General features: G+C 72.3%; 24 protein-coding genes. 10 read left to right on the top strand and 14 right to left on the bottom strand.

The window, feature by feature from the left end; all coding sequences use genetic code 11:
* Window position 1 precedes the first annotated feature (1 nt).
* Genes ACFWW9_RS28225 through ACFWW9_RS28215 form a run of 3 tightly spaced genes read right to left on the bottom strand, consistent with a single transcriptional unit; the run spans window position 2 to window position 2,115 of the window.
* Window positions 2–376 (bottom strand): ectoine synthase, encoded by a 375-nt coding sequence (locus ACFWW9_RS28225; RefSeq protein WP_390384068.1) that lies wholly within the window; start codon window positions 374–376, stop codon window positions 2–4.
* Window positions 377–393: 17 nt separating this feature from the next.
* On the bottom strand, window positions 394–645 hold the full coding sequence (locus tag ACFWW9_RS28220; RefSeq protein ID WP_390384066.1) for a phosphopantetheine-binding protein: 252 nt from the start codon (window positions 643–645) through the stop codon (window positions 394–396).
* Entirely contained in the window at window positions 646–2,115 is a 1,470-nt protein-coding gene (locus tag ACFWW9_RS28215) for an AMP-binding protein (RefSeq protein ID WP_390384064.1), read from the bottom strand.
* Between the two features lie 679 nt (window positions 2,116–2,794).
* On the opposite strand from ACFWW9_RS28215, the gene ACFWW9_RS28210 reads away from it, so the two are divergent.
* The 5 genes from ACFWW9_RS28210 (at window position 2,795) to ACFWW9_RS28190 (ending at window position 8,738) form a co-directional block, all read left to right on the top strand.
* Complete coding sequence (locus ACFWW9_RS28210; protein ID WP_390384062.1) at window positions 2,795–4,177, top strand: TrpB-like pyridoxal phosphate-dependent enzyme; 1,383 nt, start codon at window positions 2,795–2,797, stop codon at window positions 4,175–4,177.
* A complete protein-coding gene (locus ACFWW9_RS28205) occupies window positions 4,174–4,983 on the top strand; it encodes a hypothetical protein (protein WP_390384060.1) in 810 nt (269 codons plus the stop codon). The genes ACFWW9_RS28210 and ACFWW9_RS28205 overlap by 4 nt, the downstream gene beginning before the upstream one ends.
* A gap of 6 nt (window positions 4,984–4,989) precedes the next feature.
* Window positions 4,990–5,622 carry a LysE family translocator gene (locus ACFWW9_RS28200; RefSeq protein WP_390384058.1) on the top strand — a complete coding sequence of 211 codons (633 nt, stop codon included), beginning with the start codon at window positions 4,990–4,992 and terminating at the stop codon, window positions 5,620–5,622.
* A gap of 210 nt (window positions 5,623–5,832) precedes the next feature.
* A complete protein-coding gene (locus ACFWW9_RS28195) occupies window positions 5,833–7,056 on the top strand; it encodes a 4-hydroxybenzoate 3-monooxygenase (RefSeq protein ID WP_390384056.1) in 1,224 nt (407 codons plus the stop codon).
* 20 nt (window positions 7,057–7,076) lie between these two features.
* Window positions 7,077–8,738, top strand: coding sequence for a methyltransferase (locus ACFWW9_RS28190; RefSeq protein ID WP_390384054.1), 1,662 nt, complete (start codon window positions 7,077–7,079; stop codon window positions 8,736–8,738).
* On the opposite strand, the gene ACFWW9_RS28185 is transcribed toward ACFWW9_RS28190, so the two are convergent.
* Complete coding sequence (locus ACFWW9_RS28185; protein WP_390384052.1) at window positions 8,730–10,181, bottom strand: MFS transporter; 1,452 nt, start codon at window positions 10,179–10,181, stop codon at window positions 8,730–8,732. The genes ACFWW9_RS28190 and ACFWW9_RS28185 overlap by 9 nt on opposite strands.
* 191 nt (window positions 10,182–10,372) lie before the next feature.
* Here ACFWW9_RS28185 and ACFWW9_RS28180 point away from each other — a divergent pair, with 191 nt between their 5' ends.
* A complete protein-coding gene (locus tag ACFWW9_RS28180; protein ID WP_390384050.1) occupies window positions 10,373–11,155 on the top strand; it encodes an SDR family oxidoreductase in 783 nt (260 codons plus the stop codon).
* Window positions 11,156–11,165: 10 nt separating this feature from the next.
* Here ACFWW9_RS28180 and ACFWW9_RS28175 read toward each other — a convergent pair whose 3' ends face one another.
* The 5 genes from ACFWW9_RS28175 to ACFWW9_RS28155 all read right to left on the bottom strand — a co-directional run bounded on the left by ACFWW9_RS28175 (window position 11,166) and on the right by ACFWW9_RS28155 (window position 16,618).
* Complete coding sequence (locus ACFWW9_RS28175) at window positions 11,166–11,762, bottom strand: hypothetical protein (protein WP_390384048.1); 597 nt, start codon at window positions 11,760–11,762, stop codon at window positions 11,166–11,168.
* A 75-nt stretch (window positions 11,763–11,837) separates the two neighbouring features.
* Window positions 11,838–12,761 carry an NlpC/P60 family protein gene (locus tag ACFWW9_RS28170; RefSeq protein WP_390384046.1) on the bottom strand — a complete coding sequence of 308 codons (924 nt, stop codon included), beginning with the start codon at window positions 12,759–12,761 and terminating at the stop codon, window positions 11,838–11,840.
* A 4-nt stretch (window positions 12,762–12,765) separates the two neighbouring features.
* Window positions 12,766–13,248 (bottom strand): poly-gamma-glutamate biosynthesis protein PgsC/CapC, encoded by a 483-nt coding sequence (locus tag ACFWW9_RS28165; protein ID WP_390384044.1) that lies wholly within the window; start codon window positions 13,246–13,248, stop codon window positions 12,766–12,768.
* Window positions 13,245–14,441 (bottom strand): poly-gamma-glutamate synthase PgsB, encoded by a 1,197-nt coding sequence (gene pgsB, locus ACFWW9_RS28160; RefSeq protein ID WP_390384043.1) that lies wholly within the window; start codon window positions 14,439–14,441, stop codon window positions 13,245–13,247. The genes ACFWW9_RS28165 and pgsB overlap by 4 nt, the downstream gene beginning before the upstream one ends.
* Window positions 14,438–16,618: a HAMP domain-containing protein gene (locus ACFWW9_RS28155; protein ID WP_390384041.1), complete on the bottom strand. Its 2,181-nt coding sequence runs from the start codon at window positions 16,616–16,618 to the stop codon at window positions 14,438–14,440. The genes pgsB and ACFWW9_RS28155 overlap by 4 nt, the downstream gene beginning before the upstream one ends.
* Window positions 16,619–16,822: 204 nt before the next feature.
* Between ACFWW9_RS28155 and ACFWW9_RS28150 the strand changes: the two genes are divergently transcribed.
* Both ACFWW9_RS28150 and ACFWW9_RS28145 read left to right on the top strand, forming a co-directional pair.
* Complete coding sequence (locus tag ACFWW9_RS28150; protein ID WP_390384039.1) at window positions 16,823–17,728, top strand: hypothetical protein; 906 nt, start codon at window positions 16,823–16,825, stop codon at window positions 17,726–17,728.
* 111 nt (window positions 17,729–17,839) lie between these two features.
* Window positions 17,840–18,253, top strand: a complete 414-nt coding sequence (locus ACFWW9_RS28145) for a peptidase inhibitor family I36 protein (protein WP_390384037.1) — start codon at window positions 17,840–17,842, stop codon at window positions 18,251–18,253.
* Here ACFWW9_RS28145 and ACFWW9_RS28140 read toward each other — a convergent pair.
* Together ACFWW9_RS28140 and map are read right to left on the bottom strand one after the other, a co-directional pair.
* Window positions 18,142–18,954 (bottom strand): BTAD domain-containing putative transcriptional regulator, encoded by an 813-nt coding sequence (locus tag ACFWW9_RS28140; protein WP_390384036.1) that lies wholly within the window; start codon window positions 18,952–18,954, stop codon window positions 18,142–18,144. The two genes, ACFWW9_RS28145 and ACFWW9_RS28140, sit on opposite strands and share 112 nt — an antisense overlap.
* Window positions 18,955–19,133: 179 nt before the next feature.
* Window positions 19,134–19,922, bottom strand: coding sequence for a type I methionyl aminopeptidase (gene map / locus ACFWW9_RS28135; protein ID WP_390384034.1), 789 nt, complete (start codon window positions 19,920–19,922; stop codon window positions 19,134–19,136).
* 86 nt (window positions 19,923–20,008) lie between these two features.
* Here map and ACFWW9_RS28130 point away from each other — a divergent pair, with 86 nt between their 5' ends.
* A complete protein-coding gene (locus tag ACFWW9_RS28130; protein WP_390384032.1) occupies window positions 20,009–20,272 on the top strand; it encodes a helix-turn-helix domain-containing protein in 264 nt (87 codons plus the stop codon).
* Window positions 20,273–20,281: 9 nt separating this feature from the next.
* On the opposite strand, the gene ACFWW9_RS28125 is transcribed toward ACFWW9_RS28130, so the two are convergent.
* Window positions 20,282–21,139 carry an NAD-dependent epimerase/dehydratase family protein gene (locus ACFWW9_RS28125; protein WP_390384030.1) on the bottom strand — a complete coding sequence of 286 codons (858 nt, stop codon included), beginning with the start codon at window positions 21,137–21,139 and terminating at the stop codon, window positions 20,282–20,284.
* 96 nt (window positions 21,140–21,235) lie between these two features.
* Window positions 21,236–22,624 (bottom strand): aldehyde dehydrogenase family protein, encoded by a 1,389-nt coding sequence (locus tag ACFWW9_RS28120; protein ID WP_390384028.1) that lies wholly within the window; start codon window positions 22,622–22,624, stop codon window positions 21,236–21,238.
* 109 nt (window positions 22,625–22,733) lie between these two features.
* Between ACFWW9_RS28120 and ACFWW9_RS28115 the strand changes: the two genes are divergently transcribed.
* Entirely contained in the window at window positions 22,734–23,333 is a 600-nt protein-coding gene (locus ACFWW9_RS28115) for a TetR/AcrR family transcriptional regulator (RefSeq protein ID WP_390384026.1), read from the top strand.
* Window positions 23,334–23,351: 18 nt separating this feature from the next.
* On the opposite strand, the gene ACFWW9_RS28110 is transcribed toward ACFWW9_RS28115, so the two are convergent.
* Window positions 23,352–23,747, bottom strand: a complete 396-nt coding sequence (locus ACFWW9_RS28110; RefSeq protein ID WP_390384080.1) for a RidA family protein — start codon at window positions 23,745–23,747, stop codon at window positions 23,352–23,354.
* Between the last annotated feature and the right edge of the window lie 41 nt (window positions 23,748–23,788).

Genomic DNA, 23,788 nt, shown 5'->3' with positions numbered 1-23,788 from the left:
ATCAGTAGTGGGAGAATTCCGGCTCGTCCAACGAGTGCCGCTCGTCGCCGTGCAGCGCCGGGCTGAACACGCACACCAGCCGCAGGTCCGCTTCCGGCGAGGCGATCAGGTAGTGCGCGTCGTTCTTGTCCAGCGCGTACAACGTGCCGGGCGTTAACGGGAAGCTGTTGCCCTCCAGGTCGACGACCTCGCCCGCGCCCTCGATGCAGTAGCAGGCCTCGAGGTGGTTGCGGTACTGGAGCCGGGACTTCGTCCCCGCGGTGACGATGGTGTCGGTGATCGAGTACCCCAGGCCGTCGCCGGCGAGCAGGAACCGACGGCTGAGGCCGTTGCCCCAGTCCACGACCTTCGCGTCGTCGATGGTGCGAACAATCATCGTGGTGAACCCCTTTTCTACTGCTGCGCGCCGGCGGTGCCGATGAACGCGTTGATGTCGTCGATGGTGCGGAAGTTGTCGGGGGACAGCTCGACGTCGTCGAGGCTGAGCTGGAACCGCGTGCCGAGCCAGTCGATGACCCTCAGCAGCGCCAGGCTGTCGATGACGCCGCCCGCGAACAGGTCGTAGTCCGCGGTGAGCTCGTCGACGCCGATGTCCGGCACGAACTCGTCCACGATGTAGCGGGTGATGACGGCCGTGTGGTCCACCTAGATCACCAGTTCCATGGTTGTGGTGATGTGCTTGCGATCCACCTTCCCGGTGGACGTGCGGGGGAGCGGGTCCTTCGAGACCCGCAGCGTCGACGGCACCGCGGCGGGCGGCAGCCGTTCGGCGCAGTGCTTGCGCAGCACCAGGCTGTTCACCGACCCGTCGGTGCGGACCACGACGTGCAGGAGGTTGCCCGCGCGCTGGTCCGGCACGACGACCGCGGCGGCCTCCAGGACGCCGGAGTGGTCGAGCAGCACCTGTTCGACCGCCAGCGTGTCGACCTGCTGGCCGCGGACCTTGACCCGGAAGTCGGTCCGCCCCTCCAGCAGCAGCGAGCCGTCCGCCGTGCGGCGCACGAGGTCGCCGGAGCGGAAGTAGCGCAGGTCGTCCGCGCCCTCCGGGTGGGCGGTGAACCGGTCCGGCGAGTCGAGGTAGCCGGGTGTCTGGAACGGCGTGGTGACCAGGAGTTCGCCGACGCCGGGGCCGTGCAGCACGGTTCCGTCCTCGCGCACCAGCAGGGCGCGCACCCCCGGCAGGGGAGTGCCGATCGGGATCTCGGTCAGGCCGGGCCGGAGTTCGTGGCTGAAGCTGTCGTTGGTCTCGGTGCAGCCGTAGACGTTGTCGACGCGGGCGTTGGGGAACAGCGCGCGTAGGGCGGGGAGCCTGTCGGGCCGGAACGCGTCGCCCGTGACGACGACCCGGTCCACCCCGTCGACCCGCGCGCCGGGGACGGCCGCGAGCAGCAGCTCGTAGAACAGCGGCACCGCTTGGACCACGTGCACGTCCTGGGACACCAGCAGGTCCAGCAGCGCGACGCCGTCCGTGGCGCGCTCGGGGTCGGCCAGCACGACGCAGCCGCCCGCGCGCAACGTGCCCCAGACCTCCAGCAGGCACAGGTCGAAGTTGAGCGGCGCGTAGTTCAGCACCCGTCTGCCGGGGCCGAGGTCGAACTCCTCGTCCGCCCACAGCGCGAACCGCTCGACGGCGACCGAGGTGAGCGGCACGATCTTCGGGACGCCGGTGGAACCCGATGTGGTCAACAGGAACGCGACCTCGTCGGCGTCGTCCGGCATCGCCTGGTCCGACGGGGCCGCGTGAACGTCCACGACGTGGGTGGTGAGCCGCGCGGCGTTGCTCGTGCCGTCCGCCGTGGCGGCGAGCACGGCCACGCAGCCCGCGCGGTCGTGCAACCCGCTCACCGTGTCCACGGGCAGGGTCGCGGCGGGCAGCAGCACCCGGCGGCCCGCCGCGAGGCAGCCCAGGACGAGCGCGACCGTCTCCGGCGTCTTCTCCGCCACCACGCTCACCGGTCCCGCCGGCAGTTGCGCCACGACCGCCGCCGCCGACCGCGTCATCGCCGCGAGCGCGCCGTACCCGACGGGCGCGCCGCGCCAGAGCATCGCGGGCGCCGAGGGGCTGGTCCTGGCGTGCTCCAGCAGCGCGGGCACGACCTGACTTCGCAAGGCCACCGTGTGGTCCACCTGTCCCAGAGGAATCGGCAGAATGCCGTCGACAAATTCGAAAATCGGATGAGAAGAGGGGGGCGGCGCTCGGAATCAATCGCAACGCCGTGTCCGAAACCCGATACAACACGAACCGCCGACGCACGGCAAGCCCCATTCGCTGGAACACAGAAATTCACTTCGATGACATTGATCGATTGCGCAAACCCGTAGTAGCCGAGTGCCTGGCAACATTAAATTCATACTGTTAATACGACTGTCGGTGACAGGATTCCGCCGTGTTCCCCGCCCAATGGCCCATACTTCCGCGGTTGCACCGTCTCAGGTCGCTCACCGTGGGTGACGCTGTTCGCCGCGATGTTTCGGCGTGGGTATGGCGCTCGACGCAACGTCTCGACCAGCGTCGACACTGCCCAGAGTGGGGCGTGGGGTAGTGTGGTGTGCGGGGCTCGTCGTACACGCTCCGTGGTTGGTCGATTCGCTGTCACGTGTGATGCTCACTCACTCGGCCGTCACCTGGTTGGACCTTGTCGGCCCCGAAACATGGTCTTAACGTCGCTGCGGTCGGGTCGATTATGGGCTGAAGGCGCGCCCACCGTACGGCGCAGCCTGCCCTCTTCGAGCCGCGGGATTATCCGCGTGCCACCACGACGACGTCTCGTGACGCGAATTATGGAGGTTTTTGATGGTCGACCGGATCAAGTACCTGCTTGACGAAGGCGACATCCCCACGACCTGGTACAACCTGGCCGCGGACCTGCCTCCGTTGCACCCGCCGATCAACCCGGCGACCGGCCGCCCCGTGACCAGGGACGAGATGGCCCACACGATGCCGGAGCCGATCATCCAGCAGGAGCTCAGCACCGAGCGCGAGTGGGAGATCCCCGAGCCCGTCCGCCAGATCTACGCGCAGTGGCGCCCGTCGCCGCTGTTCCGGGCGCGCAGGCTCGAAGCGCTGCTCGACACCCCCGCGCGCATCTACTACAAGTACGAGGGCGTCGCGCCGACCGGCAGCCACAAGCCCAACACGGCGGTCGCGCAGGTGTACTACAACAAGCAGGCGGGCAAGCGGGGTCTGGTCACCGAGACCGGCGCCGGCCAGTGGGGCAGCGCGGTCGCGCAGAGCGCGGCGATGTTCGACATGTCCGCCAAGGTGTACATGGTGAAGGTGAGCTTCCAGCAGAAGCCCTACCGGCGGTCGCTGATGGAGACGTTCGGCGCGGTCTGCGTGCCCAGCCCGAGCGTGGAGACCGCGGCGGGCCGCGCGGTGCTGGCGCTGCACCCGGATTCCCCCGGCAGCCTGGGCATCGCGACCTCGGAGGCGATCGAGGCGCACTCGACCGACGACTCCCTCGGGTACGTCCTCGGCAGCGCCGCGAACCACGTGCTGGGCCACCAGACCGTGATCGGCCAGGAGGCGTTGCGCCAGTTCGAACTGGCCGACGACTACCCGGACATCGTCGTCGGATGCGCGGGCGGTGGCAGCAACCTCGCGGGGCTGTCGTTCCCGTTCCTCGGCGCGAAGCTGCGCGGTGGCCAGGACGTCCGGGTGATCGCCGCCGAGCCCGCCGCCTGCCCGACCCTGACCAGGGGCACGATCGCCTACGACTACGCGGACTCCGCCGGTCTCACGCCCCTGTTCCGCATGCACACCCTCGGGCACGGGTTCGTCCCGCCGACCTTCCACGCGGGCGGCCTGCGCGCCCACGGCATGGGCCAGCTGGTCAGCCGCGTGGTCGAGGACGGGATCATGGAGGCGACCGCGGTCACGCAGAAGCGCTGCTTCGAGGCCGCCGTCCAGTTCGCGCGCTCCGAGGGCATCCTGCCCGCGCCCGAGTCGACGCACGCGATCCGCGTGGCGATCGACGAGGCGTTGCGCTGCAAGGAGGAGGGCCGCTCCAAGACCATCCTCTTCGGACTGTCCGGGCACGGTCACTTCGACCTCACGGCCTACGAGCGCTTCTTCGCGGGCGAGCTCGACGACACGATCCTCGACGACGAGACCGTCGAGCAGGCGCGGCAGTCGATCCCCGAGCAGGTGTGGGACCTGGCCAGGGCGGCGAAGTGACCGACGACGGCTGGGGTTGGCGGGCCCGCATCGGGATCCTCGTCATCCACAAGGATCCCGTCCCCGAGGCGGAGATCCAGGCGATGGCGCCACCCGGCGTCGCCGTGTACGCGGCCCGGTTCGAGAGCCCGCGCAAACCGGGCTCGGACTTCCAGGGCGACCACGCCGCCGCGCTCGCGGACTCCCCGGACATCGCGCGGGGGCTGGAGCACCTCGGCCAGCTGCGGCTGGACGTCATCTGCCTGTGTTTCGGGTCGAGCAGCTTCCTCGCCGGGGCGGGGTTCGACGAGCGGTTCTGCGAGCAGGCCACCCTCCGGGCGGGCGGCACGCCGGTCACGACCGCCCCGCTCGCGATGCTCGACGCGATGCGCGCGCTGGGCATCTCCCGGCCCCACCTGGTGAGCCCGCCGTGGTTCACCGCGACCAGCTACGCGGCGGCCGAGAAGTACTTCGCGGACACGGGTCACCCGTTCGCCGGGCAGATGCGGTTCGACCTCGGTGCGGGCTGGCGCGACCGCGACACCTACGAGATCTGGGACCTCGGCGGGCAGTGGGACGTGCGCCCGGAGGAGGTGTACCGGCAGGCGCGGGATTCCCTGCCCGCGCACGCCGACGGCATACTCGTGCCGGGAAGCGGCTTCCGCAGTCTGGAAGCCGTCGAACCGCTGGAGAGGGACCTGGGGGTCCCGGTCGTCACCTCCAACCAGGCCTGCCTGTGGCAGTGCCTGCGGCTGGCGGGGGTGCACGACCCGGACCTCGGGGTCGGCCGGCTGTTCACCCGTTCACTGTCACCGACGGCTGGTTAGGACGACATGCCCACGATCTCGACACTGCTCTTATTCGCCGCCGCCACGATGGCGCTGCTGGTGGTCCCCGGACCTGCCGTGGTGTACATCGTCACCAGAACGGTCGCGCAGGGCCGGGCCGCGGGACTGCTGTCCGTGCTCGGCGTCCACGTCGGGTCCATCTTCTACGTGCTGCTGACGGCGTTCGGGATGTCCGCGCTGCTGCTGGCGTCGGCTACGGCGTTCCAGATCGTGAAGTGGGTCGGCGTGGCCTACCTGGTGTGGCTGGGCGTGCAGAAGCTGTGGCTCCAGAAGACCGACGACGGCTCGGTCGCCGAGCCGCCGCCCATGTCGAACGCCCGCATCTTCGGCCAGGGCGTGCTGGTCAACATCCTCAACCCGAAGACGCTGGTCTTCTTCGTGGCGTTCCTCCCGCAGTTCGTCGACCCGGCCCGCGGCTCGGTCGCGGTGCAACTGCTGCTGTTCGGCATCGGGTTCATCGTGCTCGGCATCCTGAGCGACGGCACGTACGCGCTGCTGGCGAGCGTGCTGGCGGGCCGCATCCGCAAGACGCCGAAGGCGCGCCGCCGCCTCGACCTGTCCAGCGGCGTGGTCTACCTGCTGCTCGGCGCGGTCGCGGCGTCGATCAGCCGGGCCTGACGGGCCCCGACCTCCCCCTCGCCCCGGCCGGGCTCGTTCCCGGCCGGGGCTTCGTCGTTCCGAACCCTTCCCGAACCGGCGTTTTAGTCCGCATCGGACGGAATATCCGGTTCCCCGCACCGCCTGGCGATGCTCGTGCCGACACGATGGAGTGATCATCTCCGCCGCGTCGGCGAGCCGTCGGGTCGCGGCCTCGGCCGGTGATGTCCAGTGCTGCCGCACAGGGACCGGGCGCGGCCCGCGTCCGGGGCGGAGAAGGGACTGGCAGGCGTGGACGACCACACAACCGTGCTCATCGTGGGCGCGGGGCCGTCGGGACTGGTGCTCGGCAACCTCTTGCGCGGCGCGGGCGTCGAGACACTCGTCGTCGAGCGGGCGCAGAGGGAGCAGGTCCTCACCAGAGCGAGAGCCGGGTTCCTCGGGCCCCACAGCGCGAGAGTCCTGGCCGAGCACGGGCTCGGCGCGGGGATGCTCCACAGAGGACGAACACACGGGGTGTGCGCGTTCCGGGGAGGCGACGGCGAGTTCGAGGTGGACTACTCCCGGCGGGGCCGGGGTGAGGCGCACACGGTCTACCCGCAGCAGGACCTGGTCTCCGACCTGATCGAGGAGTACCTGGACCGGGGTGGCGACCTGAGGTTCGGTGTCACGGTCACCGACGTCGACGCGCGAACGGCCACGATCGGCTACCGCGACGCGACCGGCACGGGCCGGGCGAGAGGCCGGTTCCTCGCCGGGTGCGACGGGAGCAACGGCGTGACCCGGCACGCGCTGCCGGAGTCGGTGACCAGGCACCGGCAGGACCACGGCGTGGCCTGGCTGGCGGTGCTCGCCGAAGCCCCGCAGAGCATGGCGGCGGTCACCTACGCCCTGCACGACGACGGGTTCGCGGGCCACATGGCGCGCAGCCCCGACGTGACGCGCTACTACCTCCAGGTCCCGCCCGACGACGACCCGGAAGCCTGGACCGACGACCGGATCTGGGCCGCGCTGGACGTCCGGATGCGCACCGCGGAGTTCGGCCCGCTGCGGCGGGGCCGGATCACCGAACGCCGGATCGTGCACCTGCGCTCCGAGGTCGTCGACCCCATCCAGCACGACCGGCTGTTCCTCGTCGGCGACGCGGCCAGCGCGATCAGCCCGTCGGCGGCCAAGGGCGCCAACCTGGCGATCATGGAGGCCGAACTGCTGGCCCGCGCGCTCGTCGCCGCGCTGCACCACGACGACCACACCGCGCTCGCCGCGTACTCGAGCACCTGCCTGCCGCGCATCTGGCGGGCGCAGGAGTTCTCCCGCTGGATGATCGACCTCCTGCACGGCCCGACCGACGGCTCCGCCGACTTCCAGCGCGGCCTGCGCCACGCGCGGCTCGACAGCCTGCGCGATTCCGACGCCCACCAGCACTTCTTCGCCGAGCACTACGTCGGCATCTGACCAAACGGGGACACACCACCATGATCTCGACAACAACACCCGCGCTCGCGACAGCCGACCTCGCCCGCGTCACCGCGGCGATCGCCCTGCTCGGTGCCACCGACACCGCGTCCGCGCTCGCCGCAGCCCTGCCTTCGCTGGACGAGGACCACCGCACCGCCCTGGCAGGGCACGTCACCCTGGACCACGTCGCACTGCTGATCTTCCCCGAGACCCTCGACGGACTGGCCGAAGAGCTGACGGCGCAAGGCTTCCCGGTCGGCCCGGCGACGCCGAGCGTGGTCGTCCGCGAACGGCTGAGCAGCCGCTACGGCGTGCCGTCCGACGACCTCGACGTGCGCATCCTGCGCGTCCCGGTCACCGACCGCACGGGTCTGCCGCGCGAGGTGGAGCTGTTCGCGATGGCGACGCCGCCGGAACTGGCGCACATCGCCGAGGACGAACGCCGCACCGGTCGCGAGAGCCACTTCGCGGTGACCGTCCGGCGGCCCGATCCCGTGGTGCTGCGGGGACTCCGCGCGAGCATCGCCACCGCGATGCGCCCGGACGGCGGCGGCTACAACGGCCACGAGGACTCCACAGTCCTCTACTTCCGCGACGCGCACGGGGCCGCCCCGTCGTTCCGCAGGCTGGAACTGGTCTGCGCCGGCCGGTTCCCCCGGCTGCTCGCCACCCACCAGCGCGAGTCGTGCGCCGGCACCGAACTGCTGCGCCTGCTGACCGGCGCGTGGGCGACGCGGGCCGTCGCGACCGCCGCCGAACTGCGGCTGTTCGACCACCTGGAGACGCTGGACGACGTGTCGGACCTCGCCGCCGCCACCGGCGCCGACCGGCCGAGCCTGGTCCGGCTCCTGCGCTACCTGACAGCCCTCGGCGTCGTGCGCACGGCGGGCCCGCGCCACGGCCTCACCGAACTCGGCGCGCTGCTGCGCTCCGACCAGCCGGGCTCGATGCGCCCGCTGGCGCTGATGTACGGCGGCCCGTTCTACCGGTCGTTCGGCGCGTTGACCGACTCCGTCCGCGACGGCGAGGAGTCCTACGCGAAGGTCTTCGGCTCCCACCACTTCGAGCACCTGGCCGCCGACCCGGACCTGGCCGAGCTGTTCCACCGGTCGATGGCGTCCAGCAACGCGGTGTTCGCCGGTGTGCCCAGGGTTTTCGACTTCTCCACCGCGCGCACGGTCGTCGACGTGGCGGGCGGCAACGGTGAGCTGCTGTCCCGCGTCCTGCACGCCAACCCCGCGCTGCACGGCGTGCTGATGGACCGCCCGCACGCGTTGACCGCGGCACGGGAGCGGCTGGCCGACGTCGCCGACCGCGTCACCCTCGTCCCCGGCGACTTCACCGAGTCCGTTCCCGGCTTCGGAGACGTCTACCTGCTCTCGCGCGTGCTGCACGACTGGGACGACGACCGGTGCCGAACGATTCTCGCCGCGTGCGCGCGGTCGATGCCCGACCACGCGGAACTGCTGGTGGTCGAACGCCTGCTGCCCGCGTCGGGCGGGGCGGACGACCTGTCGATCCCGTGGGACGTCCACATGCTCTGCAACACCGGCGGCCGCGAGCGGACCGCGTCGGAGTACCGGGCGTTGCTCGCCGACGCCGGTTTCGAGGTCGTGGACACCCACCCGCTGCCGCTGGACGCGCACCTGGTGCGCGCCCGGCGGCACGGCTCACGGTGACGGGACGCGGCGGGCGCGGAGGAAACCCCAGCCCACCAGGAGCGCCGCCACGACCGTGAGCGCGAGACCCGCCAGGGTGACGCCCTGGCGGAACTCCGCGGTCTGCGCGGCCGTCCAGGTCGCCGTGGCCACCTCGCCGGTGAACAGCGCCGCGAGGATGGTCCCGGCGACCGCGACGCCGAGGCCGGTGGCGACCTCGCCCGCCGTGTCCACCAGCGCGGCTCCGACGGTGGTCCGGCCCGTGGGCAGGCCGCGCATCACATTGGTGCCCGCGACGACCCCGACGACGCGCATGCCCGCCGCGACGAGCACCAGGGCGAGCGCGATCCACGGGTAGCCGAGGCGGCCCAGCAGCCCGTAGACGGCCAGCCCGCACACGACCGCCCCGGCGCTCAGCCAGGCGGCCTTGTCGAGACCGACGCGGGTGACCAGCGGGCCGATGAGGGCGCCGCCGCCGATGAGCACGACGACCTGCGGCAGCATCCCCAGCGCGGCCTGGCCGGGCGTCCAGCCCAGGTCGAGCTGGAGTTGCAGGGTCACGAGGTAGCCCAGTCCCGCGGTCGCCAGGCTCGCGGCGGCCTTGAACGCCAGGCCGCTCGACACGAGCGGCCTGGCCACGAGGGCGAGGTCGAGCAGCGGGTGGCGGGCCGTGCGCTGGCGAACCACGAACAGCACGGCCACCACGACGGCGGCGGCCACGGTCAGCCAGGGGAGCGGCGAACCCGCGCCCCCGTCGACGAACAGCGTCGGCGTGACCAGGGCGAGCACGATCGCGGCCGTGCCCAGCACAGCGCCGACGGCGTCCACCGGGTCGCGGTGCAACTCGTCCGCCCGGTCCGCGGGGATGCCGCGGCGGATGCCGAGGAACGCGAGCGCGGCGACCGGCACGTTCACCAGCAGCAGCACCTGCCACGGGGCGAACGCCAGCACGAACCCGCCCGCCACGGGCCCGACCGCGAGGCCCACCAGGCCCACGGTCGAGATCAGCGCCGTCGCCCGGACGCGCAGCCCGTCGTCGTCGAACAGACGGAACGCCAGTGCGAGGGAGCCCGGTGTCGTCATCGCCGCCGCGACGCCCATGGCCGCGCGGACGGCGATGAGCTGCTCGACCGTGGTGACGAACGCGGTCGCCAGGCTGGCCGCGGCCAGCAGCGCGAGACCGACCAGCATGACCTTGCGGCGGCCCACCCGGTCCGCCAGCGCGGCGAGGGCCAGCATCAGCCCGCCGAACACGACGGCGTACACGCCGGTGACCCATTGGAGCGCGGTCGTCGACGCCGACAGCTCACGGCCGATGCTGGGCAGGGCGACGGTGAGGATGGAGTTGTCGAGCATCTCGAACAGGAACACCGCCGACAGCCCGGCGAGCGCCACGCGCGCTTCGCGGAGGGATCGCGGTGGGAGGGGGATCGGGGTGTCGACACCCGAGCGGCGAACGTCCACAGCACACTCCTTCGTGGTGAAGAAGTGGCGGATCGGTCGATACCGCGTGTGCGCGCATGGCCTTGACCACGCGTTTTTACTTCCAGTGCCCCGATCGTACCTCGTGGTCCACCGGCGGGCCCGGTGGGTGCGGGCGGGGAGCTAGGCTCGGGCCGTGATGATCATCGCTTCGGGATCGGCGAGGTAGCGGCGTGGACCTGGGACTGGCCGGGAGGACGGCGCTGGTCACCGGCGCGAGCCGGGGCATCGGCCGCGCGGTCGCCGAGCTGCTGCTCGCCGAGGGCGCGCGGGTCGTGGCGATCGGCCGCGACGAGGAACGCTTGAAGGAGTTGGCCGCCGAGCACGACGGGAGTGCGCTGGCGTGGGCCGCGTGCGACCTGCGGACCGACAAGGGGTGTGCCGCGGCCGTCCAGGCGGCGGCGGACGCGTTCGGCGGCGTGGACGTCCTGGTGAACTGCGCGGGCGCGGCGGGGATGGCCAACGTCCTCGAGGTCAGCCGGGCCGAGATCGAGGACGCGCTGGCACTCAAGTTCCACGGCTACCTGCGCCTCGCGCAGCTGGTCGCCCCGCACATGAAGGCCAAGGGCTGGGGCCGGATCGTCAACGTCTCCGGCGGCGCGGGCACCAGTCCCACGGCCGACAACCTGCCGACCAGCCTGGCGAACATCACCGTCCACAACGCCACCCGCGCGCTGAGCGACGAGCTCGCCCCGCACGGCGTCCTGGTCAACCTCGTGAGCCCCGGCCTCACCCTGACCGACCGGGCCCGCACGCTGTTCGCCGCGCGCTCGGAGCAGGTCGGCGTCCCCGCCGACGAGCTGATCGCGCAGGCCGGGGCGTCCCTGCCCGCGGGTCGGGTCGCGACCCCCGAGGACGTCGCCCGCGCGGTCGCGTTCCTCGCCTCGGACGCGTGCGGCTACGTGTTCGGCTCGGTCCTGTACATGGACGGCGGAGCCCGCCGGGCCACTCCGTAGCCCACGCGGGTCATCCGCCTTCGATCACACCCCGGTCGCGGGGCGCGTCGACGACCTGAGGTGTCGAGGCACTGCCTTCCAGCTGGTCCAGCTGGGCCACGACGTGGGTCAGCCGCTCGGCGAGCCGGGGGATCGTGCTGGGCGGGAGGTAGCTGTCGGCCCCGGCGTCCAGGAGACGGCGGACGGGGCCCTGGTAGCTGATCCCGAACTCCTCGTCCTCCAGTTCCGTGACGACCACCCGCGCCTTCGGGAACAGCGATCGCAGGCCGCCGATGAGCTGCGGGCTCACCGGTGGGGTCAGCAGCACGTCGGCGCTCTTGGGCGCGGCGTTCATGTCCAGCACGATGTAGTCGGGACCCAGCCGGGTGGACAGCGACGCCCGCGCCGACGACGACAGCTTCATGGCCGTGGCCACGACCTTCACGTCCTCGGGGATCGCCGACGGCAGCTCGACGGGCTCGGCGTGCGCCGCGTCGGACAGGCCGGAGATCGAGGCGATGGGCTCGCCGTCGCGGGTGACCACCAGGTTCTCGCCGGGGCCGAGGGCGTCGATGAGCGCCACGAGGTCCGCGGGCAGGCGGTCCGCGTCGACCCGGTCGCCGTCCATCAGCCGCGGGAGGTCGACGGGACGGCGGCGGCTCGGGGACTCGTCACGGAACCGATCTTGCCACGGTGGTCGGGGTCAGAGTCGTTTGGCGGTGCGGAAGGTCCGCGCGTACCCGCCCGTGCCGTCGAGGGTCGACGCGCCGCCGTCGTCGCCGAAGGTCGGGCCGTCGGCGCTCTTGCGGCTGGCCAGGACCCGGCGGTGGCCCTCGTCGTCGATGCCCAGGTAGATGCCGACCTGCGAGACCCGCGCCGACGTGGCGGTGAAGAACAGCAGGTCTCCCGGTTGCAGCCGGGAGTAGTCCCTGGTGTCCGGGCCGACGCGGGTGCCGGGCCCGGTCTCCGCCATCGCCGTGGCGCTGCGGGGGAGTCCGCCTCCCGCGCCGTCGTCACCGCGCAGCGGGTAGCCGGTGCGGTAACCGAAGACCATGCGCACCAGGCCCGCGCTGTCGAGCGGCCCCTTTTCGACACCCAGGTAGCGGTCCACGTCGGCGTCCTCGGCGAACGCGGCGTCGCCCGCGACGCGGAGCCCCGCGCCATTTCGCACGGGTGGCGCGCCGTCGACGTACTGCATCGCCACGGCCAGCACGTCCGGTGTGGTGTCGCCCGCCGCGCCGGTCAGCCACGGGTCGAACCAGTCCTCCCGTTCGGCTCCCGCCATCCACGGCCGAGGTGCGAGCCGGACCCACGCCGTGCTCGTCACCGTGGCACGGGTGTGCTTCGGTTCGCCGAAGGTGCGCGCGGGACCGGTCAGCACGACCGTGCGGGAGCCGTCGGTCAGCGTCGCCACCACCGCACCGGTGGACGTCGTGACCACCGTCCTGGGCGGATCGGTGAGCCGCTCGAACCGGTTGCCGCCCCCGTCCCGGCTCGCGCCCGAGGTCGCCACGACCGCGGCGACCGCCGTCTCGTCCCGCTCCCGCCCCGCGTAGTGCACCGAAGCCGTGCCGGACACCGCGATCACCACGGCCAGCACCAGCCACCGCACCGTCGTCGCCCCCATCTCGTCACACCGCCGGGACGAGGCCGACGAGGACACCGCTGACGAGCACGGTGTAGCTGACCAGGCTCACGCCGCCGGTCGCCAGCAGCGTCGGACCGGGCGGCTGCCGCACGAGCTGGTACGCGATCAGCCCCGGCACCACGAACCCGAGTGTCTGGTGGACGAACAGCAGCGGGAAGTCGGCCTGCACGAACACCACCAGTGACACCTGGAGCACCACGCCGAGCAGCACCACCGCCGCGAACAGCCGCTTGCCGTAGAGGATCACCATGCGCTGCAACGCTTTCGTGCCCGCGTAGGTCAGCGCGGTCATCAGCACGATGATCGCGGCTCTGCGGTAGTCCTCCACGAGCGTCAACGCCAGCCAGCCGGGCGTGATCATGCCGCCGGGGGACAGGTTGGTCGCCAGGTAGCAGCCGAGCGACAGCAGCAGGCCGATCGCGAGACCGATGGTCGCGATCTCCGGCGCCAGTTCCGCGGTGGTCATCCGTGCCCCTCCATCGTCGCGACCGGCAGCTTCGCCAGTTCCTCGATCAGCAGTTCGCCCTGGCCGTGGATGTTGCCGACGGCGACCAGGGACCAGTCGTCGCCGTCCTGCCCGGCGAGCAGGTCTCGCACGAGATCCGGTGCGGACCGGTGGCCGCCGAGGTCGACCACGCGGTCCTGCCAGGCCGCCGGGATCGCCGCCCGCGCGCTGCGGGTGGGCTCGCCGATGAGCACCACGCGCCGGGGTGCGATCCGCGGCACCAGCGCCCCCATCTGGCCGTTGCGCTCGACCCGGTCCGGGCGGCAGTTGACCACCACGTCCAGCGGGTCGCCGATGGCGCCCTGCGCGCGCAGCCGGTCGATGTTCATCAACGTCGACTCGGGGTCGTTGGCGGCGAACACGTTCGCGAACCGCAGCCCGCCCCCGCCGACGCGGTAGTGGTGCACGCGCAGCACGCCGGGATCGGGCGGGGCCGCCCACATCCCCTCCAGCGCGGCCCCGCGCGGCACGTCGAGCAGGTCGGCGACGGCCAGCGCGATGGCCACGTTCTCCTTGAACGTGATCCAGTCGAACCCGCTCATCTCGGCGTCGGTCACCGACTCCGGGTCGACCACCACCAGCGCGCAGTCCCGCTTCGCGGCCTCGGCGCGCAGGATCTCCAGCCGGTCGCGCTCGGCGGTCACGCACACCCCGCCCACCGGCATCGACCGGCAGAGCGAGCGCGCGACGTCGTCGAGCGTCGGCCCCATCTCCGCCAGGTGGTCCTCGCGGACGTTGCACAGCACGCCGATGGTGGAGCGGATCAGCTTGCGCTGGTTGACCTCCTGCAACTCCGGCAGGACGGCCATGCACTCGATCACCAGCGCGCCGGGCCGGTAGGCGGCGGCACGGCGGACGATGCCGAGCTGCTCGACGACGTTGGCGATGCCGAACTTGCGGTACACCGGCTCCTCGCCGCCGTCGGGGTGGATGAACCTGGCCGCGGTCCCGGTGGTCTTCGCCGCCGTGACCACCCCGCCGCCGCGCAGGGCCCCGGCGCACAGGCGGGTGATGGAGCTCTTGCCGCGGATGCCGTTGACCAGCACCCGGTGCGGGATGGCGTGCAGGCGGGCGTAGTGGCGGCGCTGTTCGAGGATCCCGCCCAGCAGCAGCGATCCCGTGCCCAGCAGCAGGACGCAGTAGAGGAAGGTCATTTCGCCACCTGCTCGGCCAGGGGAGCGGTGATCCGGTCGAGCGCGAGCGCCGGTCTGGGCGGGAGGGTCGGGACGGCCGCCAGCTCCCGTCCGCACAGCTCCACACAGGACGCGACAGTGCCGATCTCGTCCTGCCGCTGCGGATGTCCGTCACCGGCCCGCGAGCCCGCCGCGACCAGTTCCGCGGCCTCGGCGACCCGGCGCAGCGGCCGCACGACCACCAGTTCGTGCCAGCCGCCCAGCAGGAGCGCGAGCACGGCGACGACCAGGGCCGCGGCCCGTGCCCCGTCGCGCACGGAGTTGTTCGCCCCTACCGGGTCCTCGGCCACGACGACCCAGCCCAGCGCGGCCGCGGCACCGGTGCGGGCGACCGCTCGGGCCGTGACCAGCGTGACGCCATCGACGCGGCCGGGGGAGTGGCCGTCGCGCACCTCGGCCGTCGCGGCGCGCAGGGCGTCGTCGTGGAGCCGGTCGAACGCGAGGTAGCCGCGGGTGTCGACGATCGTGCGGTCACCGGCGTCGACCACGCGCACCCTGGCGCCCGCGGGTTGCAGCGGCGCGACCAGGCGGGTGATGTCGAGTTCGCCGACGAGCGTCCGGCCTCCGGACAGGCCCGCGTAGGCGTACACGACGGGCACGCGGCCACTGGTGTTGTGCTGGTGCAGACCCGAGCCGTCCGTCGGGAGAACGCCGTCGCGCAAGGGTTTCCGGCCACCGCGCTGGTGCACCGCGCCGTCGCGGGAGGTGGTGTAGACGCTGCGGAACGCCGAGTCGGCGGCCAGTTGGTCCACCAGCGGTTGGAGTTGGTCCGGTGGCGTGCCCCCGGCGAGGCGGGCCGCCGCCCGCAGTTCCGCCAGGCTGCCCGCGACACCGGACCGGAGCGCGTCGGCGGAGCGGTCCAGCCGCAGGCCCTGCTCGGCGACGAGGGCGGCCGGGACGTCGGAGCGCTGCTCGCCGAGGGTGAGCAGGACCGCGCCGGACCAGAGCAGCAGCCCCGCGGTCACCAGCCCGACCAGCACCCGCGCGGGCACGGTCCGGTGTCGGGAGGGGGAGGGGGTGTCGGGGTCGCCGCGCAGCCGTCGACGGCAGCGTTCCAGCGCCACGGCCGTCCGGCGCGCTTCGGCGAGCCGGGGCGAGCGCACCGGGGCGTCGCGGTCACCGGAGGCGACGGCGAGCGCGTCGGCCCGCAGCCGCCGGATCGGCGCGACCAGGCCGCGGCGCAGCAGGAGCGTGCCCGCGACGGCGAGCGCCAGCAGGGCGCCCGCCGGAACCAGACCGGGCCACCGGGCGGGCGCGGCGTCGGCGGGCAACCAGGTCGCGGTGACCACGGCGAGCCCGAGACCGCCGTCGGCCGCCCCGGTGCTGACCGGCGCGTAGGCGATGACCGGCACGACCGGTCGCGGTCCCCTGGTGGTGGCTCCGGTCAGCACGCCGGAGCCCGTCGGGGCGGTCGACGCGGCGGTGCGGAGCAGGTCGCCCACGTCGGTGGGGATCTCCGAGCCGACGTCGCCGAGGACCGTCCCGTCGGCCGACACGAGTCGGACGAACTGGTCGGACGGTGGCACCGCCAAGCGCAGCGCGGTGGTCACCACGAGGGCCTGACCAGCGCGGACGCCGGTCAGCGGCACCGCGCTCAGCACCAGGGGCACGTCACCGGACCGCGCGACCGGACGCACGGTGAGGCGGCCGAGGCCGACTCCCGCCAGCGCGTCCAGCGGGACGGGTTCGCCGCGGGCGGCCAGCAGCGCGCGGGAACCGGCGTCGATCAGCGCCGTTCCGCGCCACGACGGGTAGACGGTGCTCAGCGCGGTGAGCAGCCTGCCGGTGTCGGGGTCGTCGAGCGCGTGCGAGCCCGCCGCGATCCGGAGGTCGTGGGCGGTGGACGTGGCCGAGGCGGCGACCGTCTTGGCGAGCGCCTCGGCGTCGTGGCGACGGGCGGCGGCGACGCCCGCGGGGGAGTCGCCGCCGTGGACCGCGAGCGGGCTCCCGGCGCCGAGGGCGAGCGCGCAGAAGCAGGCGACCAGGACCAGGAGCACGAACCCGATGGCCGAGGGGACGCCCACGCCGCGGGGGAAACCGGCTTCCGGCAGTCTTTCCTGGAGTCGGTCCGACGGCCGCCGGGTCGACGGCGGGGTGGACTCGGGAGTCGACGACGATGTCGCGCCGCGAGTGCGCATGCACGCTCCTAGATCGGATCGGACCGGCTGATCCCCGAGCGGCGGCGGCACCACGGGTAATTAGTTAGGAAAGTTTCCTTCCTATCTCGGCTCAGGATGGTCCGGCCCGGACGAGCTGTCAAGACCCACCCGTTCGGCCCAGCGGTGACCACGGAGTTCACGGATGTGAAGCGGCGCAAGGGATTCCGTGTACCCTCCGGACCGGTGAGCTGCGAGAAGGCTGTGCGGTCCGTCCTCGCCCTGCTGGTCGTGCTGTGCGCGGTGGTGGCGTGCGGTGCCCTGGACGACGATCCCGGAAAACGTTTTCCGGATCCGAACTCGCCCGCCGTCCGCATCGCGGACTTCACCGCCGGGCTGGCCGCGGACCAGCCCTACCGGCCACCGGACGCCGCCGAACGGGCCGCGGCGGCCCGCGGTTTCGCCGACGCGGTGTCCCGGACCGGGCCCGCGAACCCCGACCTGGCGGGGCTGGGGTTCACGGCCGTGGACCTCGTCGACCCGGAGACCGGCAGGCCGTACACGGCGATCCGGAGCGAACCGGGCACCAATCGGGCGTGGGGGCTCTACCTCGTCGACCGCTCGGCACCGCCCTCGCTCGCCGTCGAGGTCCCCCATCCCGCGTTCGACCTGAAGACGGAGCTGGTGGGCCTGGACCTGTTCCGCCGCACGCCGGGGGCGGTGCTGATGATCGCGGGCGCGCACCGGCGGGCGGGCGGCGGCCGGGCCGACGTCGCCCACGAGGTCGACTCGGTGTTCCACGTCGTGGCGGCGGACCTGGTCGGGCGCGGGCTGGCACAGGTGCAGGTCCACGGTTTCGACGACGGGTCCGCGCCGGGGTACGACGTCGTGCTGTCGGCCGGATCGGGCGTCGCCGGTGACGCGGCGACCAGGGTCGGTGAGGGCTTCGGGCGAGCGGGTCTGGCCATCTGCCTGGCGTGGGAGCAGGTCTGCGCGGGGCTGGAGGGGGAGAAGAACGTCCAAGGTCAACTCGCCAAGACCGCGGGCACGGTCTTCCTCCACGTCGAGCTGAGCCGCACCGTGCGCGACAGCGCCGACTCCCGCGCTCTCGTCGCGAAGGCGTTGGCGGACGCCAAGATCGCTTCGCCTTGAGCGGTGATCGGTCCACAGTGGAGGAAGGAAGGTTGTTGTTAGAAAGTACTTAGCGCGGTCGGCCACCCTGGTCCACAGGCACAAGGCCTAGTCGACCAAGGGGGAATCATCGTGATTCGCAAAGCACTCGCACTGCTGGGAGGGGTCGTGGCGACGGGGGCGCTGCTCGCCGCCGCCCCGGCCCACGCCGCCGGACCGAAGGTCTACACCGCCACCGGTGACGACCCGATCTCCATCGCGGCCTACAGCTCCTGTCCGGCCGCGCGGAGCTGCACGTTCAACAACCTCAACGGCGGCACGCCGTACGGGTCGTTCGCCTCGGGTGACGGCGACCTCGCCGACTCCAGCGGCCCGCGCGGGCTCAACAACAGCACCGAGAGCGTGTGGAACCGCACGGGCCAGGACTGGTGCTACTACGACGGCGGGGGCTTCAGCGGGCTCATCTTCATCGTGGGACCGGGTTTCCAGGGCAACCTCGACCCGGTGGACCGCAACAAGGTCAGCTCGTTGCGCATCTGCCCCTGATGTCGGGCGGCGGTCCGCGGCCAGTCCCGGCCGCGGACCGCGTCACCGCGCAGGATCCTGGTGTGCAGGGCCCGGAGGTCGGCGGACGGCTCGACCCCCAGTTCCTCCACCACCGTGCGGCGGTAGGCGGTGTACGCGCGCAGCGCCTCGACCGGCCTGCCGGACACCGCCAACGCGGTCATGAACTGCGCCCGGAACCGTTCCCGCAGCGGGTGTTCCGCCACCAGTTCGGTGAGTTCGCCGACCAGGTGCGCGCCGCGGCCGAGGTGCAGGTCCGCGTCGACGCGGTCCTCCAGCACGGCCATCCGCACCTCGTCGAGCCCGTCCGCCAAGGGACCCGCGCACCGCAGGTCGTCCAGCACCGGACCCCGCCAGCGCGCCAACGCCGTCCGCAACCGGGCCGCGCCGCGCTCGACGTCGCCGTCCGCGAGCAGCCGCCGCGCGCACGCCACGTCGTCGCGGAACACGTCCAGTTCCAGTTCCGCGGGCTCGGCCCGCAGCCGGTAGCCACCCCTCGCGGTCGCGATCCGCTCCCGCCCGAGCAGCCGTCTGGTCCGGCAGATGATGCCCTGGAGTTGCGGCCTCGCCGACGCGGGCGGGCACCGCCCCCACAGCTCCTCCGACATCCGCCCCGTCGACACGACGTCGTTGGCGTGCGCGACGAGCAGGGCCAACACCGTTCGCGATTGGGGTGTCCCCACCTCGATCTCCACCCCGTCCCGCTCCACCCGAAGCGGTCCGAACAACCGGAAGTACCACATCCCGCACCCCCCTGCGGTCCCTACGCCGGTCCCCACCGGCGCTCTCGAGGGTACAAGCGGCGAAGTCCGAGGGCCGTCACACGATGGGGTGACGACCGGTCACGGCGGGTCCCGGTGGATCACGCCTGCCGGTGCGCGAGGTGGTTCGACGCCGTCAGGATCAGCGGATCGCCCTCGGTGACGGCGATCGTGTGCTCGCTGTGGGCGGTGCGGGAGCCGTCGGCCGAGCGGATGGTCCAGCCGTCCGGGTCGTAGACGATCTTGTCCGTGGTGCGGGCGAACCACGGCTCGATCGCCAGGGTCAGGCCCGGCTTGAGCACCAGCCCGCGCCCCGCCCGGCCCTTGTTGGACACGTGCGGCTCCTCGTGCATGGTGCGGCCGAGGCCGTGGCCGCCGAACTCGGTGTTGACCGGGTACCCGTACCGCTCGGCGACCGCGCCGATCGCCGCGGAGATGTCACCGAGGCGGTTGCCCGGCCGGGCGGCGGCGATGCCCGCGTCGAGGGCGCGTTCGGTCGCCTCGATGAGGTGCTCGTCCTCGGGGCGCGGGGTGCCGACGATCAGGCTCCGCGCGGAGTCGGCGACCCAGCCGTCGATGGACACGGCGATGTCCAGGGTCAGCAGGTCGCCGTCGACCAGCGCGTAGTCGTGGGGGAGGCCGTGCAGCACCGCGTCGTTGACCGAGAGGCAGATGACGTTGCGGAACGGACCTCGGCCGAACGACGGGGCGTAGTCCCAGTAGCAGGACTCGGCTCCCCGCTCGGCGATCAGCTCGCGGGCGCGGGCCTCGAGGTCGAGCAGGTTCACGCCGGGCACGGCCCGCTGGGCCAGGTCGTCGAGCAGTCCGGCGATGAACGCGCCGGTGACGCCCATCGACGCGACCTCCTGCGGGGTCTTCAGTTCCAGCACGTGCGGTCCTTCCGGTGGTTGGTATTAAAATACCACCCTAGCGGATCCGTCGGTATTTTCATACCGGTACCGGGTAGACTGGCCGCATGGTTCGCCTCCCCCTCACCGCCGAACAGCTCGCCGCGGGCAAGCGGCTCGGTGCCAGCCTGCGCCACGCGCGGGGTGAGCGCACCCTCGTGGACGTGGCGCAGTCGGCCGGGATCTCGCCCGAGACCCTCCGCAAGATCGAGACCGGCAGGCTGGTGACCCCGGCGTTCCCCACGATCGCCGCGCTGGCCCGCACGTTGGGCGTGTCGCTGGACGACCTCGCGGACACCCTGGTCCCGGTCGACTTCGAACGCACCGGCTGACCTCGGGCCCTAGCCCTGGGCGAAGACGGCGAGCGGGTCGGTGTGGCGCGGCTCCCAGCCCAGCTCGCGGCGGGCCTTGGCGGGGGTGAACCGCTGGTCGAGGGCGAACGCGTCGGCGATCGGACCCATCTCGGCGCGGGCCTGCTCCAGGCTGATCGACGTGGTCTTGCCCTCCAGGCCGACTCCGCGGGCGACCGCCTCGGCGATCTCCCGCACGGTCGGGTCCACGCCGCCGACACCCAGGTAGACCGACCCGGCCTCCGCCGACAGCGCGGCGACGTAGAGCCGGGCGAGGTCGTCGACGTGCACCAGCGCCCAGTGGTTCCCGCCGTCGCCGAGGTAGGGGATCGCGCCGTCCCGCACACCGGGCTGGACGAAGAAGTGGTCGATCAGCCGGTTGTCGCCGCCGTAGAGCAGCCCTGGCTGGACGACCACCGGCCGTCCACCCTCGCCCGCCCGCGCCAGCACGGCTTCCTCGACGGACTTCCGCCACGCCACCAGCGCGGGCGGGTTCCACGGCGCGGACTCGTCCCGCACCCCGTCGGTGTCGCCGTACACCCAGCAGCCACCGGTGTGCACGTACGTGCCCGCGCCGACCCCGTCCATCATCGCCTCGGCCGCGGCCAGGTCCTCCTCACCCGAGGTCGCCTGGGCGAGGTGCACCACGGCGTCCGCTCCCGCCGCGGCACGCCGGAGGACCTCCAGATCCGCCAACCCCCCGCGCACGGCCGTGGCCCCCGCCGCCACGACGACGTCCTCGGCCCGCTCACTGCGGGCCAACGCCTCCACGTCGTGCCCCTGCCGGACCAGTTCCGCGATCGTGGCCCGACCGATGTACCCGGACCCGCCGGTGAGGAAGACCTTCATCGTTGCTCCTTGGTTCGTGGTGTGCTCCTCCACGATGAGCCGCGCGCGGGCGTCGCGTCCAAGACCTGTTCGGTGCTCGGTGATACCCGCAGGGCATCAGGCGATGCCGTAGGTCTTGATGTTGGCGAACTGGTCCATTCCCGATCGGCCCAGTTCGCGGCCGATGCCGGAGTGCTTGGTGCCGCCGAAGGGGATCTCGATCGGGGCCCGGAGGTAGGTGTTGACGCCGACGTTGCCGGTGTCGAGGCGTTCCGCGACCCGCAGCGCCTCGGCCTGTTCGCCGAACACGCTGCCGCCCAAGCCGTAGGGCGAGCTGTTGGTCAGCTCGACGGCCGCGTCGGCGTCGGCGACGCGGTAGATCATCGCCAGCGGGCCGAACGCCTCCTCGGAGTAGAGGCGCATGTCGGGCGTGATGTCGGCGAGCACGGCGGGCTGGAAGAACGCGCCGGGGCGGTCGACGCGGCCGCCGGGGACGAGGACGGTCGCGCCCTTGTCGACGGCGTCCTGGTACTGGGCGTGCAGCAGGTCGGCGGCGGCCTCGCTGCTGACCGGGCCGACGGTGGTGGTCGGGTCGAACGGGTCGCCGAGCACGACCCGGTCGGCGAAGCCGTCGACGAACCGCGCGATGAACTCGTCGGCGACCCCGTCGGTCACCATGATCCGCTTGGGGGAGATGCACATCTGGCCGACGAGGAACAGGCGGCAGGCGACCGCGACCGCCGCGGCGGTGGGCACGTCGGCGGAGTCGAGCACGATGAACGCGTCCGAGCCGCCGAGTTCCAGCACGGCGGGCTTGACGTGGCGGCCCGCCTGCTCGCCGACCGACGAGCCCGCCCGGTCGGAGCCGGTCAGCGTCACGGCGCGGAGCCGGTCGTCGGCGATGTAGGTCGAGACCTGGTCGATCGAGACGAGCGCGGTCTGGTAGACGTGCTCCGGGAACCCCGCCTCGGTGAACAGGTGGTCGAAGAACAGCGTCGACCCCGCCGAGATCTCGGCGGGCTTGAGCAGGACCGTGTTGCCCAGCATCAGGTTCGGCGCGGTGGCCCGCATCATCTGGTACATCGGGCCGTTCCACGGTTCGACGCCGAGCGTCACGCCCATCGGCTCGCGGCGGACGATCGTCCGGCTCAGGCCGGGCACGTCGAGGACCTCGTCGGCCAGCAGTTCCTCGCCGTGGTCGGCGTAGTAGCGCAGGATGCCGGTCGGCATGGCGATCTCGCCGAGGGACTGGGCGAGCGGCTTGCCCATCTCCAGCGTGACGAGCCTGCCCAGTTCGTCGCGGTTCGCCTCGATCAGGTCGGCCAGCCGCCGGAACAGCCGCGCCCGCTCGGCGATCGGGACCTGCCGCCACACGGGGAACGCGGCGTGGGCGCGGGCGAGTAGGGCTTCCGCCTCGGCGTCGGTGGTGGTGTCGAAGGTCCGGACGACCTCGCCGGTGGCGGGGTTGGTGGTCGCGTACCTGCGGGTGGTCAGGGTCGAGGTCATGTCGTTGACGCTCCAAGGGGATCGACTTCTGTAGTTGCGACTACAGATTAGGATCGGCTCGAGCGGGGTGTCAAGATGGGCCCAGTCGAGCAGGGGGAGGGCGCGCGCGGTGAGGACCGGACGACCAAGGGGTTTCGACGTCGACTCCGCCGTGGAGGCGGCGCTCGCACTCTTCATCGAGAAGGGCTACGAGGGCGCGGCCCTCGGCGAGCTGACCTCCGCGATGGGGATCAACCCCCCGTCCCTCTACGCGGCGTTCGGCAGCAAGGAAGGCCTGTTCCTGCGCGCGGTGGAGGTGTACTCCGACCGCGTCACCGCCTCGATGACCGGCTCGCTCGGCGCGGCCACGGCGTATGAGGCCCTGGCGGCGATGACGCACAGCGCCGCCGACTTCTACACCGAGCCGTCGAAGCCGCCGGGCTGCCTGCTGGTCCAGGGTGGACTGACGGCGGGCGACCGCGCCCAACCGGCGCGGGCCGAACTGGCGAAGAGGCGCGAGGCCAACCGGGGGCTGGTGCGGCAACGCCTCGAAAGGGCAGCGCTGGAAGGCGACACCTCGGTGGTGGGCGACCCGGCGGTGATCGCCCTCTACGTCTCGACCGTCACGAACGGGATCGCCGTCATGGCCGCCGACGGCGCGACGCGGGAGCAGTTGCACGACACGGTCGACACGGCCCTGCTCTCCCTCAAGGGGCCCCTGCCGGGGTGACCGGCAGGGGCGGCGACGTCACGCGACGGCGGTTCCCTCCAGTTCGACGAGCTGGCCGGGGATGGCCAGCCGCGTCACGCCGAGCATCGTGGTGGTCGGGGCCACGCCTGCGGCCCCCAGTCGGGCGGCCAGCACGCCGTAGTGCGGGAACAGCAGGTCGACGTCGGTCGTGTAGACGGTGAGCCGGACGAGGTTCGCCAGCGACATGCCCGCCGCGTGGAGCACCGCCTCCAGGTTGTCCAGGCTCAGCGCCACCTGCGCCGCCATGTCGCCGTCGTGCAGGGGTTTCCCGTCGTCGCTCATCGCGGTCTGCCCGGAGCAGTAGAGGGTCCGGGTGTGCCCGGACACGACCTCACCCTGGTTGAACCCCAGCCCCAGCGACCACGTCGTCGGGTTGACGGCCTCGCGTTGCACTGCCACATCAGCTCCATTTCGCTTCACCTGTCGTGCGTGAG

It is taken from the genome of Umezawaea sp. NPDC059074 (genome assembly GCF_042738955.1).
In the GTDB taxonomy this organism is placed as follows: domain Bacteria; phylum Actinomycetota; class Actinomycetes; order Mycobacteriales; family Pseudonocardiaceae; genus Umezawaea.
Note: the sequence above shows the minus strand (reverse complement) of the source record. Positions and strands in the feature narration are given on the sequence as shown.